Consider the following 17059-nt stretch of genomic DNA (forward strand, 5'->3'; position numbering starts at 1 on the left):
GTCATGTCTTGCATTCCCCAACAGATGTTCAGCCGACCTGCTGCGCGCAAACAAGCCGGCTTGGCAACGATCCTCATCCTGGTCCTGGTCGGGCTGCTGCTTTCAACAGTCGTACTGGGGTCGATGAACTACATCCGCGCTGCCCAAGCGCAGCAGATGTCGGTGCATTCAGTCACGCAGGCACAAATGAAGGGGTGGACCGGTGTAGAGATCGTCCGGCAATACCTAGCGGGGCTTTCGTCGACCGACCTTGCCACCCTGGCAAACGGAGCATCGACCACCGCCCCGAAAAGCCTCACTTTCACTGGCATCACGGGCTTGCTGGCCCAAGTGGTCGGCTCGGACAATGCTGCGGCGCCAACCCAGATCACCGTCGACATCACCGGCAATACCTCGATCAACACGCCCGCAGAGTCGAAATCGACGATACGCGTGGTTTATCAGATCAGCCCTGGTTCCTCCACAACCCAGCAAAACTGGCGCACACCGAAGTCGGCCATCGTGATGAATGGCAACGTGAACTACACCGGCGGCGGCTTTCAGATTCTGAGCGGCAACGTCAATCTGGATGATCCAAACAATCCTCAGGACATGAGCGACTTCGCCATCGGCGGCAACCTGTCGGTGTCCAGCGGTACGCAGATCGTCGCCTCCGGTTGTACCAAGGGCACCATCACCCTGAGCGGCGGCGGGATCGCGGCCAATTCGCGCCTATATTCCGAGCAGGACTTCATCATTTCCCAGATGAGCGCACCAAGCAACGTCACGCTGTGGGGACGCTCGATCAATCTGCAACAGGATGGCGGCTCTTACACCGCACTGCTGGCTGGTGCGCTCGCGGTCAATGTCTTTGACAACAGCACCGGCACGCAAGTGGCCACAGCAAACGTCGGCGGCACGCGACTTAGCCAGACCAGCACCATTGTGCTGCCATCGATTGCAACGACAGATAGCTCGACCGGCGTGACGACCAATCCAGCATCCGTTGTGGTCACAATGACCGATGGCACCAACTATCTGCTCGACATGACCAAGATCACGGTCGACAGCGCCACTGGCGTGGTGACAGTGGCCAGCGGCGCGACGGACAAGCTCAATAGCAATACCAACAGCAGCAGCTCGGATATGGCGCTGCCAAACAGCCTGCTGATGCGCTACACCGGTGTTTATGGCGGCAGCCTCAGCACGCTGAGCCTCACCTCCGCAAAAACCTGGGGTGGCAGTGTCACCATCAATAACGCAGGCGTCGGCACGCACACCAATCTCTGGGCATTCGGCGACGTCAGCATGTACCCCACCAGCGTTACCACGCTGCGTGGCAACGGCAACCTGACCGGCAATGGCGGCAACTCAGCCACCATCAGCGACGGCCGGATTCGCGGCAGCTATTCGGGCTCGCCCGCCAAACCAAGCGGACTAACCGTCGCTGCTACGGACGTGAACGTCGGCCTTTATGGCGTCCCTTATTGCGAAACCCGCGTGCAGCCAATTGCGGTGAAATCAATGCAAGGCGCGGCGAATTACGTGTTCTATTTCTACGGCAGCAGCAATGCCCCAGCCAACGCCGGCACCGTGACTGGCGCGAGCACGGACGATCCGATGCTCTACATCCAGAACGTGCAGCTCAAGAATTCAAGCGGCGTACTGGTCAATGTGGCGCCCGGCCCATACTCGCTCAAAACCGAACCAACGCTGAAAGACACCAACGGCAACTCGCTCGGCGGCCTGAAAACCTACATGGCATGCTCGTGGGGCAATAAATACTGCGGCTACGATGCAACCAAAGCCAACGGCTGGACGCTGTCAGGCACCACGCAATTCCCAACCGGCGTGGTGTGGATGGAAGGTGCTGTGGATCTGAACGGCGGACCTACAGCCGGTTATCTGGGCACAGGCTTCGTCGGCACCGGCAACGTTACGCTGGAGTCAAACACCAGCAGCATCACCGCTCCCAACTTCACCACGGCAGCCAATACCTGCGGTGGAACCTTGGTGCCGAGCAATCTATGCAGCAAGCAAAGTGATGGCAGCTGGGCATTCACCACCTGGTGCACCACCACGGTCAGCAGCGGCCAGAGCTGCCCGAGCGCCAATACCATTACCGGCCAGGCGATCGGCAACATGGCCATCGTGACGGAAGGCTCGCTGAGCGCCGCAGGCTGGGCCGTTAACGGCAACGTCGTGCTCGGCCAATCGATCAGCACCTCCGGCTCATCGGTCGTTATCACCGGCTCGCTGACGGTCGGTGCCAACAAGAAGAGCGACACCACGATCAGCCAAGGCGGGATCAAAGTCGTCCTGAGCGGGGTTACCTCCAGCCAAGGCTATATACAGGACGGCAGCACCACAACAGTCCCCTCCACCAGCACGACAGGCACGGCCAAGATGTTGTGGTCGCGTTACCTCTAGCAGAAAGCCATTCGAGGAAAGACGGGGCAAATGCCCAGGGCACGTTGAACTGATAGTGCTCGGGTTGGAGCGAGAGCGAGGTGGTGGGCAGTGGATCAGCGAATGGCCAAGGACGGCAAGCGCAAAGCAAGTATCCCAGGTGCCCGGTCTTTTTCTGCAGCAAAGGGCTGCAATCAATCAGCTTGCAGCCCTTATGCACATCAAACGATGAGAGGCCTCTTTTGCGTCAGGCCAACGGTGTCCAGGTTGCCGGTTTTAGAGAGAAGCAGATCAGCACCAGATTGGTCATATAGGGGTAATCGACACATGCCCCCGCGAACCCGACGGCAAATTGCCCATCAGGGAAAGTATGACTGTTTTCAAAATCTGAATTACCGGAACCGCCGATCTGAATCGATTCACCTTGTGCATTCTGGAGCCATAGATAGCGTATGGTCTTGTCATTTGAGCGATTGACGAGCGCACTCAAAAAGGCCGGCGACGTGGAATCGGGAGCCGCATTGAGTAGCAGGGTCCCCTTGGCCCAATCCCCTGACCAGCCATGTTCATAAGTTGCTCCGGATTGCTGGCTGAAATTGTAATAAGACGTACTGATCAAATTGACGTCCTTGTTTCCCAACACCGTGATGCTGGTGATGGAGGTACGATTGAGGATAGCCCGCTGCGGATCCAAATCGGCGTAGTCAATATTGATATCGTTCCAGCCAAATACGTTATGCAACGGATCGTCTTTAAAACGAAAATTGTAGACATAGGGTTCATAGGCCAGAGTGGGTGTACCATTTTGCAGTGCGGGCAATTGCAAGACAGGGAATGCCTGCAAGGGGTTTTGATCATAATCCTGCATCTGAGCAATGATGGAGTTGCTATCCTCTGTAGCGACTTTGTAATAGGAATTCAACATCGGGTCGACATATTTGCCGTAATAATCATAGATCAATAGAAGCTGATTCATGACGTCGAGTGCATCCTCAATATCCGACCAGCTCTCAGTCAAGCCATCTATAAACTCCGTGCCGACCAGGTAGTTACGATTGGCGGCAATCTTGTCAAACGAACCAGACAGGAAACTCTCGTAACCCGTAGTGGTGTAACTCAGTATCGAATCCGGGCTGGCTGCCTCGGCCACGGCTGGGAATGACAAGGCAAAACTCACTATGTTTTCCGCCGATGGCGCGGTTACCCCAACCACACCGCCTATATATTGATACAGCTCCCATTGCACTGAGGTGGTCGAAGTGATCTTGTCGATTTCTGCTTGCGCGTTGGCAGTAATCGCACCATTGAAAGAAGAGGCGCTAAGGCTGGCTTCTATTTGCTGCTGCGACGCGACCGAGTCGCAGTAGAACACATAGGATGCAATATATTCCGCACCAAATGTCACATTCGTCAAAAACGAATCACCATACAACTCAAAGAATGCAAGCGCTTGAGCATCATCCATAACCGTTGGGATATCAGGGGATATCGAATATTTCGTCGCAGATTGGATGGTGGAATAATTTGAATAAACCACTACAGTCACAGCGTAACTAGTCAGCTTGAGACTTGAAAAATACGACGACTTTGCATTGGCGGAGTTGCCTAAATAAGCAACCGAGGCAGAGCCACTAAGCCGGATTGAATTTGCCGTATCAGTAGCGTTGGTTGTTACATTGATCGTTGATATTGCCTGACTATCCGTTTTGCTAACGTTACTGGCAGTAATGCAAGTTGATTTTCCTGCGCCATTGACGCTGTTATACCCTTGGACCAACGCGCTTGGCGGCGTAACCGAAACAGCCAAATTAGCTTTCAGTGATGCTCCCAAAATATTTCTCCGAAATATAAATGGTGGTCCACAAATGGCTGGCGTTGACACAGGTTGCGAGGTTGTCATTTTCTGCTCGCAGCACGAAATGGCGAAGAACCACGCGGTAAATGCAACCTGCTTTGTTGTAGAAGCCAATTTATGGCTTGTCAAATATGCTATTTATTTGAGGGCATCATTAAATTTTGCATCAATAATTATTACCTGCGCATGCATATATTATGCACGCACAGAATCTGAATAAACCGATTTGAGTACCCATCATGTGATTACCGTGACAAGGTAATGCCCTAAAGGTCCACCGAGCGACACAATCGAGTCAACGCCGGGCACCTCACTGGTATTGGTCCGGAGTGCCGATGTCGCAAATCATTGGAAAAGTCGCGCACTTAGAAAAAATGCGGAAAAACTGACAGGCGATATTCGGAGCGACGTCCCCCCGAACGTTCCAGCCGTTTCAACTATCCGTCAGTTCCTTGAGCACCGCGTAAAACGTCTGAAATCGCTGTGCGCCGATCTGCTGCTCCCATTCGCGTTCGATCTGGTGCACCGTGGCACGCTGTATTTCGGCCACTTTCCAGCCCTTCTCGGTTAGGGAAACCAGGCGCGCAGTCGATCCCCCCATCGCGCCCCGCTGCACATAGCCGAGTTCTTCAAGTTGAAGCAGTAGATAGTTCATCGCCTGCTTGGACATGCCAGCGCGCTGTGCCAAGTCGATGGGGCGTTCGTTCTCGGGAGGGGGAAAACGCAGCACTTTGAAGTGTGCAGTCTGGATGTCGGCAAAGCCTGCCGAGGCCAATGCCTGGCTTAGGCGCTGTTCCACTTGGGCGAGGCAATAGCGCAGCCGGGCCCCGATGAGCGGATCATCGGGGTTCGGATCGTCGGAAAATCGCCGGGGCGAAGGGGATTGACGGGGGGTTCGCATATGGTAAAGTGACTTTACCACAACTCGATGGAGCCTCGCGATGAATTCAACCTGTAATGAACTGATCACGATTGGCTCACTGTCGATGCGGTTCATGGTCGATGGTCGGAACACTGCGGGCCATATGGCGATGGCGGAAATGGTCGTCCAGCCGCTCGCCAAAGTCCCACCTCCTCATCGCCACGCCGACGTTGACGAGACAATCCAAGTCCTGGAAGGGTCGCTGACCTACCGGGTCGACGACTGCGTACGCGTCCTGAACGCAGGCGATTATTGCTTCTCACCGCGCGGCAGCGTTCATCACTTCTCCAATCCGGGCGATGTTCCCGCTCGCGCGCTGGTGGTGTTTTCACCCGCCAACATCGGGCCTGAATATTTTCTCGAGGTGGCCGCTGTGTTGGGCGCGGGAGGCCCACCGGATATGGACATGATGAAGTCAGTGATGAAGCGCCACGGGATTGAACTGGCATCTTGAGTACAACGAAGGCCGATCTCGCGCTACCGGTCGGCATCATGTATGGCCTCGGCAAGGCAGTCTGGGTGAACAGCCGAATGACGGCTTTCGGGCAAGGAGATTGCTGACGCGACGGTCCGCTTGAAGTCGGAAGCCCTCCTTCAGTTGCAATAAAACCGGACGTTTGCAAGCGCTGAATGCCTAGTGTCCGGCTTGTGCCGGCAAGTAGCCCTTCCTCATACGACTTTGAACGGCGGCTTTGGCCGAAAAGCGGGCGGAGATGGAGTCAGTACCGAAGGCCTGCTTTAGGTCGCAAGCAGTCACATAGATCACCAGCAAAAAGCCCCGAACAACCGGGGCTTTTTGCTGGTGAAAATAAGTACCTGCTCTACCGCGCTTTGTAGTGTGGATTCCTTCGCAGCCTCCCAAGCTACGCCATGAATGGCCGCAATGGCCTCCGGCCCTAGGAGTGGGTTTGACTCACTGTCGGCAGCACAAGCTTCCCCATCTGTTATTTGGACTAAGTTCGCGTGTTCGGAGAGAGTATTAAATAGATTTTGTAGGTTATTTCTCTCAAAAGAGTCTTGAAACTGAGCCAACGCAATTCGTGCATCTTCAAATGGATGGTCTGCCTTGGTCTCAGTGGACAACGGGTTAAGCACTGAATTGCGCCGTTTGTAGCTCAAACCAGTCAGGCAAATGACGCAATAAAGAAATGGCCCAGCAAAGCAGGGCCATTTCTTTATTGCCATCGCTATTTTCAGAGCATGAAGTATTTAAATTTTTTTGCCTGAGACTTCATGCATGTTTCTGAATTTGGCTTATTTCGTGCAAGCAACATAGTAGTAGGGGCCGCTACCCATGCGTACGCCGAAGTATTGCGAACCTGGCCATACAGCGTCGCAATAGGACTGACCGCCCGCATTGCTGTTGCCGGAGACAAGGTAATAACGAACTTCAGAAGCCGAAACATTCAACATAACGCCACACAACAGTACACCCAATGCAAATAGTTTCTTCATGGTTATTCCTCTGGGATAAGTGATTTGTAATGTGATCATGCTGTATCGCTACGTTCGAACCAGTTTGTAGCAGAAGCACTTATGACTTAATTGGTAAGCTTGCGATCAGTTAAGCCGTTGGCATAGTAGCATTGGCCGGCTGGTTTTTGTCAATAAATTTAGGGTTTTGCCCACTGGCATTCCTTGATTAACCCGTGGTAAGGAGGTTCGTAACCTCTCTCCCTTCCAACTCATCACTGCGCGGACAAACATGAAAGTCGAAACCCATACCTCGGCCACTCTTTTCAAAGCCTATCGGCCCCTATAGCCACATCGCCAAGGCTGGCTCGTTCATCAATGTCTCAGGCACGCCCGGTGTTGACCCGGCAACTGGCCTGATGGCTGGGCCGGATGTGTATTCCCGGTCGCGTCAAATTCTGCTGAACATACGCGCCATGCTGGAATCGGTCGGCGCAACGCTGGAAAAGTCCTGCATGTGAACGTGTTCCATAAACAAAGCGGACGGTGCCGCTTGCCGTTGGCGTTGTAGCTGTATTGCGTGATGGCGGTGCCAATTTGAACTTGGGTGAGGCGGCCAGCGCTTGTTAAGGCGCTGGCCTTTTCCATGCTGGCTCAGCAGGGATCACCAGGGAATCGGCAAACCCTGCCCAACGTAACCATGCGCGTCTGCGCTTCAGTTACCCATTGAGGGCAATGATGGCTTGGCACAGGTACGGTTCTGCCTGGTCGACGTGCACGATGTTGGGCAAAGTTCCGCCTCCCCGGGCCAGGCGGTGCAGTTCCTTGGGGAGCTGCGCGTTGGCGGTGCCGGACAGCAGATCGAGATCGAGCACGCCGCCGGTTGCGCCGGTGATGGTCCACGAATACAGGAACAGGTATTCCTTGCCGTAGCCGCCATAGGTCGTCAACTTGGCTTGTTGATTGCTTTGCATGTCGGCAAAGGCGTTTTCATCGGCATACAAATCGAAGACCGTCGGGCCTGTGCCCACGGGCAAGGTATTGATGGTGTGCTTGGGGTTTTCCACCGCGTAGTCGCTGTATTGGTACATGCCCGCTGTCAGCACGCTGGCAAATTCGGCGGTGAACATGGGGATGACCTTCCCTTTTAGCTCGCTGATCGGGGTCTCGGCAAACTTGCTGGCCGGTGTTGCCGGCGTGAACAGAAAATCGCCCAGGTAATGGTTGAAACGATCGATCGTCTTCTGCAGGTTTTCATGGCCTTGGTACGAGGTGATGCGCAAGAAGACCGCTTCGCCCGCCCCCTGGCCGTTCATGAAGGACTGGATGTCGCTGAATATGTCCTCGAATGGCCCACCAAAGGCGCCATAGAAGTTGCCGTGATAGGAGCCGTGAAATGCCCACTGCACATTGCTGTTGTCGTTGTATACGCGCAGATCGAAATAGCGCACGCCGGCCTGCAACTGCTCGCCGATGGACAGATGCTGGGTAAGCGCCCATTCACCGCCGCCGCTCTCCCCTCTCGAGTTGTCCACCTTGCTGCTGTTGTCGATATACATGCCGGCATCGTGACTACCCGGCATGGTGATCTGGTTCAGCTTCAGATGGGGGGCTTTCGCGATCAGTCTTGCCATCCAGGTGGAATTGTCCAGCCGCTGTTTGGGGCGAATATAGAACGCGTTATTGACGATGTGATCACCGTCGGTGCCGGTAATCCGATAGACCTCAAGATCGCGGCAGCCCGCAGAGCTATCGGATGCCTGAGCACCGGCAAATTTGTTGTTGGCCGCAGCCTGATCGACGTGGAAGCGAATCCAGTCATTGCCGAAATAGAAAGTCAGATCGAAGTTCACGCCATTCGCGCTGGCGTTGATTTCCTCGCGCTCGCAACGGGCATTCAGGTTATCCAGCGGACCGGTGAAGTTCAGATCAGGGCGGAAGGGATCAGTGCGACCGCCTTCCTTGGAGTAATCCCAGTCGTAGGGATCGAGGTCCGTGACCGTGGTGGTGGTGATGTCTCGCCCGCTGAAATTCACAACGGACAACGTTGTATTCTGGCTTTTGTTGCTCATGCGGTTTGTTCCTGCCTTCTTGTTGGGGTCTATGGTAGAGGCGGCCAAGGTGCTTTCTTGATTACGATTTCATGACCGGCACAGTAAAAACAGGGCTGCGCGGCCGCATTATAGATACCAAAAGCATATTTGCTTGGTTGGCTTGGGTGGTGCGCCATCGCATGAACTTGATCACCCAATCTCACTGCGCTGACCAAGCAACGCCATCCCATTTACTGTCCGCAATCTGCATTGCCTTATAGAGCGCCTAAATCAATGGCTTATGTGTTCTACCAGACGAAAAATCGAAATTTCTGGAAGCCAACGTGGCTATTGCATTTACCATTTGCATCTGTACCCACAGGTTTTGCGGGGCTGGCCATTTTTCGGCTCCCCACTTGGCCGACCAATCATTCATATAACAACCATCCTGCGCAAGCGCGCAGGAATAGCACAGGGACCAACGAGGAACCATATTGATGTCGTTACTGCAAAGCGCAAAAATTGTTTCGCTGAAACACATAAGAACAAGCAGTCGCCGCAAGAACCGAATACTTTCCCTGGTCGAAAACATTCGCGCCACGCACAGCAAATACGAACTGGATTTGCCGGAAGGGTTTGAGGAAAAGATCTCGATTCAGCCTTTGGCCATCGCCGGCGAACAATTAGGGGTGGAAATCAGGCCGGCCACCATCCAGAAAATCATGATCATGTCCCTGCTCGCCAGGGAAAGAGGATTTACCCCGGTTTTTCTGCTGGAAGATCGCGATGTCATCAGCAAGGCTGACAAGCTGACATCATGGCTGTTTCCCAGCATGGCCCCCAACACAAAGGGGGAGTTTTTCTCGCGCGTTTATTTTGACGGCATCAAACCCAACAAACTGAAGCAATTGCCGTTGAAATTCGGGGAAATATCGCAGGAGACAGCCGGCACAAGCGCCTTGATTCGGAAGCAATATGACGGGGCGATGGATACCTTCGACCTGCCTTATGGTCAGATCGGGCTGGATGATGTTGCTGCTATTATTTCCGAATGCGCCGCTCAAGCGAGCAATATTGCCGAATACGGGCAAAGGCAGCTGTTTGCCATTCTGAAAAGGCTCGGTTTGACCAACGTGATATTTGCCGACCTGGGGACATGGGAAGACGACATGTACGCCAGCGGAGCGCTAAAGGAATTGTTTACCGATCCGGTGCGAAACAAACTGCATGAGCTCGGTTGCATCCCGGGCGGAAGCAGTGAATATTGGGGCGTTCACGAAGGCCAATGCCACGGCCGCGTTTATATTTCCGCCGATGAATCGGCAACGTGTTTGCGCTGCAAACAAAGCCTGCCGCCGTCCGAATGGCGATTTTTTTCGCTGAGAGCTATTCCGCGCATGTTTGCCATTGCGTCACTCGGCGTCGATTTGTTTGTGACTGGCGGGACCTCCGAATACAACGACCTCGTCTATCGCTTGTTTCAATCGCTGGATGAGCCGATGTTTCCGTTGATCTGGAAAAGCGGATTTGATTATCAAGGGCCTTTTCAGCAAAAAAGCGAGGCCGCGGCTTCGGTGGCGCGCCAGGGGAAATATACTTTTCTGGATGCGATCATCGCCAGCAGTTATGCGACGGCCGTCGATGAACAACGCAAGAACAAGGATGCGATTGGCGCTGCAGATCAGGGGATTTATGCGCGGAAGAATATATTGTCACGAGCATACCAATCACTTTCGGATTCAATGCTTGCACAGATCATGGAACATGGCGTGCATTGGGCCGAAGAAGGAGAGTTTCAATGAAACGCTTGAGCAAAGACGATCTTGTTCATTATGAAAAAGGCGCCAACATCGTGGCGAGAGGGAGTGGCAGTGCCACTCCCTTCATGAGTGCCATTCTCGACGGCGACCAGGCCGAAATACCCTATTTGATGGACCCGGACAAGATTCGTGGCCATATGGCTTCCGTCGTCAAGATTGGCGCCACGGGCACTCAGCAAGACTGGGGTGGATATTGCCAACAGGCGCTCAACATGCTGCTGGAAAACAATGGGGTATCGCTGTCGGATCTGGATGGTCTTCCACCGATTGAAATCAATCGCTCCCAGATGGATCGTGCGCTCTATGTATGCAGCATGCTGGACAAGCCCATGATCGATGGCGACTATGTCGGCTATACCGCCATTCCGTCGATTCCACTCACGTATTCCGTTGAGCAAGGGATCTCGTTGAAATCCGCATATATCGTGCTTGAAAATACGGCGGAAGGTCTGCAGGAAAAAGAACGCGGCATCAAGGGCGACGCTTACGGTTTCGATGCGGCCCGAGAGCTGGAATTGACATACCGGCGCCTGAGCAAATCGGCCGGCGTGGCCGCCGCGCTGTTTTTAACGAAACAACCACGCATGCTGTTTCCACACAGTGTGACGAAAACCATCCAGCTGGGCAAAAGCATCGGCAATCGCAACCCGATTGACGATATTCTGGCCTTTACGAATGGCGCCTTCATAGGCTCGGGAATTCTTGCAGCAGTGCACGATCACTCGAGCAATGACAAGGATTTCAATGTAAAAACCATCCGCATTGGCAACTTCGAGCTAGGTATTGTCAATGAATTCCTGTTTGTTGATTGTGGTGGGCAACGTATCGTACGAGCGCCTCAAATTATCGCCGTGGTCGATCGCCACGGCCGCGGCATTCGTACCATCCAGCTCCCGGACTTGATCGGCCACGAGCTGTTCATTTTGAGTATTCCGCCGTCTTGTCCGGTATCAGCACAATGTGTAGCCGAGTGGGATCGAATCTTTCAGCTGCATGCATCATCGATTTCCGACCGGGAAACACTGGCTCAATAACAGGGCCCCGCCGCTGTGCAGGACCACAACCGGGGGCCGGTGTTTTGCGTGGCCACGTCGTCCTGCCGGCACAGCGCACACGGCCGGCCCGCTCGCCAGGCCGAAACCGCCGCCTCTGCCGTCAGGGTTTGGCGGGCGGCCTGGGCCCTCGTCGCTGTCAGGCAGTTGGCGGACCACGCGAAAGACGATGTTCTGGGGCGGACGCTGTCGCGCTCAATCTGCTTCCGGTCGTACGCGCCTCAGCCCATCCTGCACGCCTAAGCAACTCGCGCCAAAACTGCTGCAACCTTGGCGCTTTTTCATGCCCGCTCATCCCGCAGCAAACGGGGCAAATGCCCCGCTTGATTAACGCCACATCGTGAATGGATTAGTTGGTCTGACCGTCAACCAATCCGTCTTGCTGTGCCGCCATGCACCAGCCCTCCAGATCATCCTGCATCAGGTTATGCGCTGCCTGCAGGCGCGACACCACCATCTGCACCAGATACTGCGGCGGCTTCCGCCCCGCTTGCCACCACCGGCACCGCATCCAGCGCAGCAATGGCGCTGGTGATGATTTCCAGCGTCGGGTTCAACAGATTGATGACGGCATTCAAGGGCACGTTGAACTGATAGTGCTCGGGTTGGAGCGAGAGCAAATGCGCCGGGCAATGGTAAGTGCCGGGGGATTGCGGGTGGGGATGCTGAGCCATGATGGCCTCCTTGGGATTCGTTCAGCCTGAGGTTTTCGACGTCATTGCGACTTCAGACTAAGGAATACTTAGCACGCAGTCAACGACAAACTAAGAATCTCTTAGCTTTCAAGCTGGAAGCCAAGAAATGACATCGGGCACGTCGATTATCGGGAAGCGATTGAAAGAAGCGCGTACCGCTGCGGGGCTGTCGCAGGAACGCTTGGGGATACTGGCGGGGATTGATGAATTCTCAGCAAGCGCACGCATGAACCAGTACGAACGTGGAAAGCATGAACCCGACTTCAAGACGATGGCGCGATTGGCAGAAACGCTTGGCTATCCGCAGTCGTATTTCTACGAAACCAACGATCAGCTCGCCCAGCTGATTGGGTTATTTCATCGGATCGATGAGGCTGGGAGGCTGGTTTTAATTGAAAAGGCTGTGGAACTTGTGGGGGTGGATGATGATGGTGGCAACGTACCTGAATAATTTGGCAGCAATCCGTAGGCTGGGTTAGACGCGCAGCGGCGTAACCCACCATGCGATGCCACGATAAGCAACAGCCCCGAACAACGAACCGCCCCACCGCGTGGGTTACGCCGCTACGTCTAACCAACCCTACCCGGCTCAGTGCTACTTCTTCATGCAGAGCTCTTTGGAGGGAAATAAAGACAACACTAGACGAAAAGTCTCCCCATCCACAATTGAAACCCCCTGTTCATTTAGCACTACCAAATGCTTATTTGAAGCATCTAGCAAATCACCTTTTATCTGCCCGCCCCCTACCACGCCAATCAACGCAGTTGCCCTTGCTGTAGAGTAACCACAAAAATCCTTTTTGAATTTGTCTTTCCCTTGAACATAGGCAGAAGCTGTCCAGAAAAACAACGGGAGAACAATAAAAAACAAACAAAGGGCAGCAATGATTATCAACGCCCCCACCTTTCCAATCGTTCTATCGTATTGAAAATTATCATGGCACCAAGCTACAAACCGACCCCTCACGTGCCGTTTCTTTGAGATTTTTCTGCCCACCCCAAGGAAAGCCACATATAAACCCATGAAAACCAAGGCAGGAATAGCCACCATCCAATTCCACACAGGGCCAACAAAGCCCTCAAAGGCAACCTCCTGCACACTCATTGAAGGTGGGGTTGGCAAATTAGCTGCATTCCAATAGCCAGAAATGAATGCGCGGCCTGCAACCCATGCGAGAATGCCCAGCAGTGTCATAGCTACACCAACATATTTTAAGAGTTCTATTTTTTCATCCGACTTTTCTCTAATACCTGAATTGTGCCTAGGGCGATAACTATGAACCGGCAAGCCACTTCGCATAAAATATCTCTAGACAACTGAATTCGATTTTAGAAGAAAACACAGAGTGGATTACTGTCCATCAAGCCAAGTCATTTGCATGATGAATCATCTTGATCAAATCCATAACCCTATCACGCAAATCAAGTACATCCAGATCAGCCGGTTTTTCACACACAGCCTTCGCAACCTTTACTTTATCAACACCATCCACTTTCGTACCATCATTCGCTTTAAAAGGGAGGACATGATCATACAGATTTTCTTTCAATCTCTTGCCAAATCGCCCATAGCAAGTTTGCAAAGCTGCAGTCATATCATCTTTCGGAATATAATTTTCAATCTCTCTCCCAGCAGAGATCCAAGCTAGACCGCCATGCTCATTCAATTCATTCTGAATACGCAGTTTAGTAGCATTGATCGGTGCATCAGCATGGGTCTTATCGCTATCAATCACTACAGCTAGATTCCGATTAAGACATCGAAGCGCTATTAGCACCTCGACATCCGAGTCATTCACAACATCCAATTCTTTAGCGCTCAAATGACTTAACAGTCGACCACCATAAAACATGATTGAATACTCAATTCCCTCTCGCAAACCTGGATCAACCGAAGCAATCCAGTGACGAATATAAATTCGATCAGATGGGCCTTCCACCCAAACCACGGCATTAGCTTGCAACAAATCAGATGCCCTGTAGCCTAAATCACGACAGATATCGAATTTATCACCAGATGAAACAGCGGCAGATATCTTCGTTTTGCCTTCATGATTTGTCACATGGAAAATTGCCGAATTAGGCGTGTCAATTAAGCTAGCCGAGTGAGTGGCAATAAAATATTGATTGGTAGTTTGTTCCTGCAAATACCGCATCAGTCGTCTCTGTAGCAAAGGGTGCAAATGAATTTCCGGCTCTTCAATACAGACAATTTGCTCTTCCATCAATGAGCAGAAAGCAGCCAACATCACTACTTCGTGAATACCTGTCCCGAGGGAATCTAGCGGCAACACCTTGTTATCCATGTGCACAAGCACATGTTCCCGATCATGTGGAATTTCAATATTTGCACTAGCATTTTTCACAACTGATTTTAGAAATTCATTAATACGTTGAAATTTTTGTATTTTTGCTCGTTCCATCACACCAGGATTTTGCAAACGAGCCAACTCATCAATCAATCCTTGACCACCCCAACCTGAAAACTCAAGGCCTTTTGGCGAAATCTCTCTAAATGCTGGGATAAGGCCAATTCGCGGCAACCTAGTATTTATTCTACCCAAGATAGCTTCAATTGTTTCCTTCACCCAAGTATCCACCCCGCCGCCACGTTTACCAGTGTAGGTCGCCCAGATGGCATTCCACATCAAATCATGAGGGGCTGTTTTTACAACAAAATCCAAATTTAATTCTTTACCGAATGGAACTAATGTGGGCTTTCCAGACTTGCGCTCCAACCAAATGAGCTCATCGTCACCCAACATGGAAACGATATAGTCAATTGTCTTCGTTCTTATTGAGTCATTTACCCCTGGCGACCACACTTCTTCAATATCTGCACGTAATTTGGCGCTCGAAACTCCAATCCCCATACGAACCAAATTCCTAGATGCCCCTTGGTGGGCATCCAAATCTAACAAATCAACAACTTTGTTAGGATTAAACGTATTTGGGGAACTACAGACCAACGGCACGAGATGATTCGCGATGAAATGTAGCACACATGATTTCCCAGAATTATTGGGGCCAACCATGAAATTGAAGCGACGAAAAGGACCAACATATGCAGGATTGTCACCAACTCCTCGATAATTCCCCAACGCAACTCCGTGCAAGAAAACCGAATCAGTCATTTCCAGCGCTCAATTCATTCATCTATTTCCACTCCAAGCATGACCTCCAAAAAAATGGCGCATTTAAAATGCGCCATTTGTGAGTTAATCCATAGTTCCGAATTGCTATTCTTTAAAAATCAATAACTTATGAAAAAGTGTAAAGCCATAGTTCTGAATCAAAATACAGCCATAATTCCGAATTCGTTCCGAATGCAGGCGTAGTTCCGAATTCGCTCCAAATACCGCAATAGTTCTGAATTGGCTCCAGGCATGGGGTGCGGAGATGAAACAGGGGTAGCCGTGGCCTGCATCCGCAACAGTTCATCGATCTGGCCGAAGCCGGCTTGACACCGTGAGCCGGCACTTCGACCGGTGAGCTTCATCCGTCGAGAGAATTGTTCAGAGCATGGTTAGACGCTACGTGCCGCAGTGGCTTGCGGCGGTCAAGGAAGAGCGCAATATCACGTCGAGGAACGACGTAGCAAGCGAATACCAGAATTGCCGTCAATCACGGCCAGCGCCGTATATGGTTGCGCTGCAAATGGCTTCCGGGATTCTGGTGATGCCCGACGCAGCGGTTCCTAGCATCGTCAACAGAAGCAATATCCACTGAGTGCTGCAGCATGCAACACCAGCGCGCGTCAGTTAAAACTGGCACCGCAGTCAACGATCACCAGCGCCTGCACGTGCCCTCAGGTTGGCGTTACACCTTGTTTTGCTAAGACATGAGCATGCATGCAATACTCATCACATGACGACCGCATCACTTCAACAATTGCACCATCTTCACGGCTCGATATATCGCGCTGCGGTGATGCTCGTCGACATGTTTTACAAGGCTTCTTGAGACAAAGAAGCTAAGTCAGATCCAAGCAAACCAAGGCGCCAATGGCGCCTTTTTTGTTGCGCGTCGAAACCGTGCAATCCCCCCTGCCGTTCCAAGGAGAACGTGAAATGACCATGATCAGAGGCACGCAAATCTATATTGGCCAAGAGGCCGCCGAACTACGTAGCTTGGAAAACCGCTTCAGGAGCTGTCTTCATTGAGGAGGCTGCGAAAGAGGTCATCTTGCCCGCGCTATGGCAACAAGATACTTACGTAACCAAAGCTGGTGGCAGTGAGATCATCGATCAAATGTGGGCATTTGCCGATAAAAAAGGGCGGCCTTGTTGTCTGATTCCAGAAGCGACTGCGATTTTCCAAGAGCGGGCAAAGACCTTTCTCGACGGAAACAAAGAAGGGCTTTTCTTCTATATTGCACGCTGTTACCGCTACGAACGCCCACAGGCGGGGCGCTACCGAGAATTTACTCAGCTCGGATTTGAATACCTCAGTCCTGATCCTGCAGCCGCTCGATCTTATAGCTTCGACTTATGTCGTAAATTCCTGGATGCACTTGGTTTGGATTACGAAGCCGATGAATCTACGCGACGTGGATTAACCTACTACCTTGGCGGAGATGGTTTTGAAATCCGGTCTCCTGTTCTCGGCGCGCAAAAACAAGTAGCGGGCGGTGGGGCATATGCTGAAGGAGCAGGATTCGGCATTGGCTTGGAACGCCTTGCTTTGGCCATCCAGCTGGGCAAAGGTGAGAAATGTGAACCGTATTGATTTATTGATAATCAGCATGGCTGATAGTGCGTAAAGCCATCGGCGTGTGGGCGGCTAACAAAGCCGCCCACACAGTTAAAGCTGGAAGCCAGCATTTCTCGCGACATACCAGCGAGGCAACACCGAAATGCCGTGAGTAAATAGCGTATTTCG

The 17059-nt window shown here is 52.4% G+C and carries 15 protein-coding genes; 7 read left to right on the top strand and 8 right to left on the bottom strand.

Annotation, left to right across the window (positions count from 1 at the left end):
* Positions 1–3: 3 nt before the first annotated feature.
* Positions 4–2409, top strand: a complete 2406-nt coding sequence (locus BR41_RS15230) for a hypothetical protein (protein WP_156970727.1) — start codon at positions 4–6, stop codon at positions 2407–2409.
* Between the two features lie 226 nt (positions 2410–2635).
* Here BR41_RS15230 and BR41_RS15235 read toward each other — a convergent pair whose 3' ends face one another.
* The gene (locus BR41_RS15235) at positions 2636–4288 is read right to left on the bottom strand and encodes a jacalin family lectin (RefSeq protein ID WP_156970728.1); all 1653 of its coding nucleotides are present in this window, start codon (positions 4286–4288) and stop codon (positions 2636–2638) included.
* 388 nt (positions 4289–4676) lie between these two features.
* The gene (locus BR41_RS15240; RefSeq protein WP_156970729.1) at positions 4677–5042 is read right to left on the bottom strand and encodes a MarR family winged helix-turn-helix transcriptional regulator; all 366 of its coding nucleotides are present in this window, start codon (positions 5040–5042) and stop codon (positions 4677–4679) included.
* Between the two features lie 142 nt (positions 5043–5184).
* On the opposite strand from BR41_RS15240, the gene BR41_RS15245 reads away from it, so the two are divergent.
* Positions 5185–5619 carry a cupin domain-containing protein gene (locus tag BR41_RS15245; protein WP_035058523.1) on the top strand — a complete coding sequence of 145 codons (435 nt, stop codon included), beginning with the start codon at positions 5185–5187 and terminating at the stop codon, positions 5617–5619.
* A gap of 308 nt (positions 5620–5927) precedes the next feature.
* Here the strand turns inward: BR41_RS15245 and BR41_RS15250 are convergent, their stop codons facing one another.
* Both BR41_RS15250 and BR41_RS24230 read right to left on the bottom strand, forming a co-directional pair.
* On the bottom strand, positions 5928–6350 hold the full coding sequence (locus BR41_RS15250; RefSeq protein ID WP_035058526.1) for a hypothetical protein: 423 nt from the start codon (positions 6348–6350) through the stop codon (positions 5928–5930).
* Positions 6351–6419: 69 nt separating this feature from the next.
* The gene (locus BR41_RS24230; RefSeq protein ID WP_156970730.1) at positions 6420–6620 is read right to left on the bottom strand and encodes a hypothetical protein; all 201 of its coding nucleotides are present in this window, start codon (positions 6618–6620) and stop codon (positions 6420–6422) included.
* Positions 6621–6952: 332 nt separating this feature from the next.
* Here BR41_RS24230 and BR41_RS25575 point away from each other — a divergent pair, with 332 nt between their 5' ends.
* Positions 6953–7099, top strand: a complete 147-nt coding sequence (locus BR41_RS25575) for a RidA family protein (RefSeq protein ID WP_373278353.1) — start codon at positions 6953–6955, stop codon at positions 7097–7099.
* Between the two features lie 198 nt (positions 7100–7297).
* Here the strand turns inward: BR41_RS25575 and BR41_RS15255 are convergent, their stop codons facing one another.
* Complete coding sequence (locus BR41_RS15255; RefSeq protein WP_035058529.1) at positions 7298–8650, bottom strand: PI-PLC domain-containing protein; 1353 nt, start codon at positions 8648–8650, stop codon at positions 7298–7300.
* 458 nt (positions 8651–9108) lie between these two features.
* Here BR41_RS15255 and BR41_RS15260 point away from each other — a divergent pair, with 458 nt between their 5' ends.
* Together BR41_RS15260 and BR41_RS15265 are read left to right on the top strand one after the other, a co-directional pair.
* Positions 9109–10413, top strand: a complete 1305-nt coding sequence (locus BR41_RS15260; RefSeq protein ID WP_035058532.1) for a hypothetical protein — start codon at positions 9109–9111, stop codon at positions 10411–10413.
* The gene (locus BR41_RS15265; protein WP_035058535.1) at positions 10410–11465 is read left to right on the top strand and encodes an S-methyl thiohydantoin desulfurase domain-containing protein; all 1056 of its coding nucleotides are present in this window, start codon (positions 10410–10412) and stop codon (positions 11463–11465) included. The genes BR41_RS15260 and BR41_RS15265 overlap by 4 nt, the downstream gene beginning before the upstream one ends.
* Positions 11466–11908: 443 nt before the next feature.
* On the opposite strand, the gene BR41_RS15270 is transcribed toward BR41_RS15265, so the two are convergent.
* Complete coding sequence (locus BR41_RS15270; protein ID WP_035058538.1) at positions 11909–12157, bottom strand: hypothetical protein; 249 nt, start codon at positions 12155–12157, stop codon at positions 11909–11911.
* 127 nt (positions 12158–12284) lie between these two features.
* Here BR41_RS15270 and BR41_RS15275 point away from each other — a divergent pair, with 127 nt between their 5' ends.
* Positions 12285–12629, top strand: coding sequence for a helix-turn-helix domain-containing protein (locus BR41_RS15275; RefSeq protein ID WP_035058541.1), 345 nt, complete (start codon positions 12285–12287; stop codon positions 12627–12629).
* Between the two features lie 144 nt (positions 12630–12773).
* On the opposite strand, the gene BR41_RS15280 is transcribed toward BR41_RS15275, so the two are convergent.
* Together BR41_RS15280 and BR41_RS15285 are read right to left on the bottom strand one after the other, a co-directional pair.
* Positions 12774–13478, bottom strand: a complete 705-nt coding sequence (locus BR41_RS15280; protein ID WP_156970731.1) for a hypothetical protein — start codon at positions 13476–13478, stop codon at positions 12774–12776.
* A 61-nt stretch (positions 13479–13539) separates the two neighbouring features.
* The gene (locus BR41_RS15285; protein ID WP_084187237.1) at positions 13540–15312 is read right to left on the bottom strand and encodes an AAA family ATPase; all 1773 of its coding nucleotides are present in this window, start codon (positions 15310–15312) and stop codon (positions 13540–13542) included.
* Between the two features lie 1051 nt (positions 15313–16363).
* On the opposite strand from BR41_RS15285, the gene BR41_RS15290 reads away from it, so the two are divergent.
* A complete protein-coding gene (locus BR41_RS15290) occupies positions 16364–16906 on the top strand; it encodes an ATP phosphoribosyltransferase regulatory subunit (protein ID WP_211251764.1) in 543 nt (180 codons plus the stop codon).
* The last annotated feature ends 153 nt before the right edge of the window (positions 16907–17059 follow it).

It is taken from the genome of Andreprevotia chitinilytica DSM 18519, from assembly GCF_000711875.1.
GTDB lineage: Bacteria > Pseudomonadota > Gammaproteobacteria > Burkholderiales > Chitinibacteraceae > Andreprevotia > Andreprevotia chitinilytica.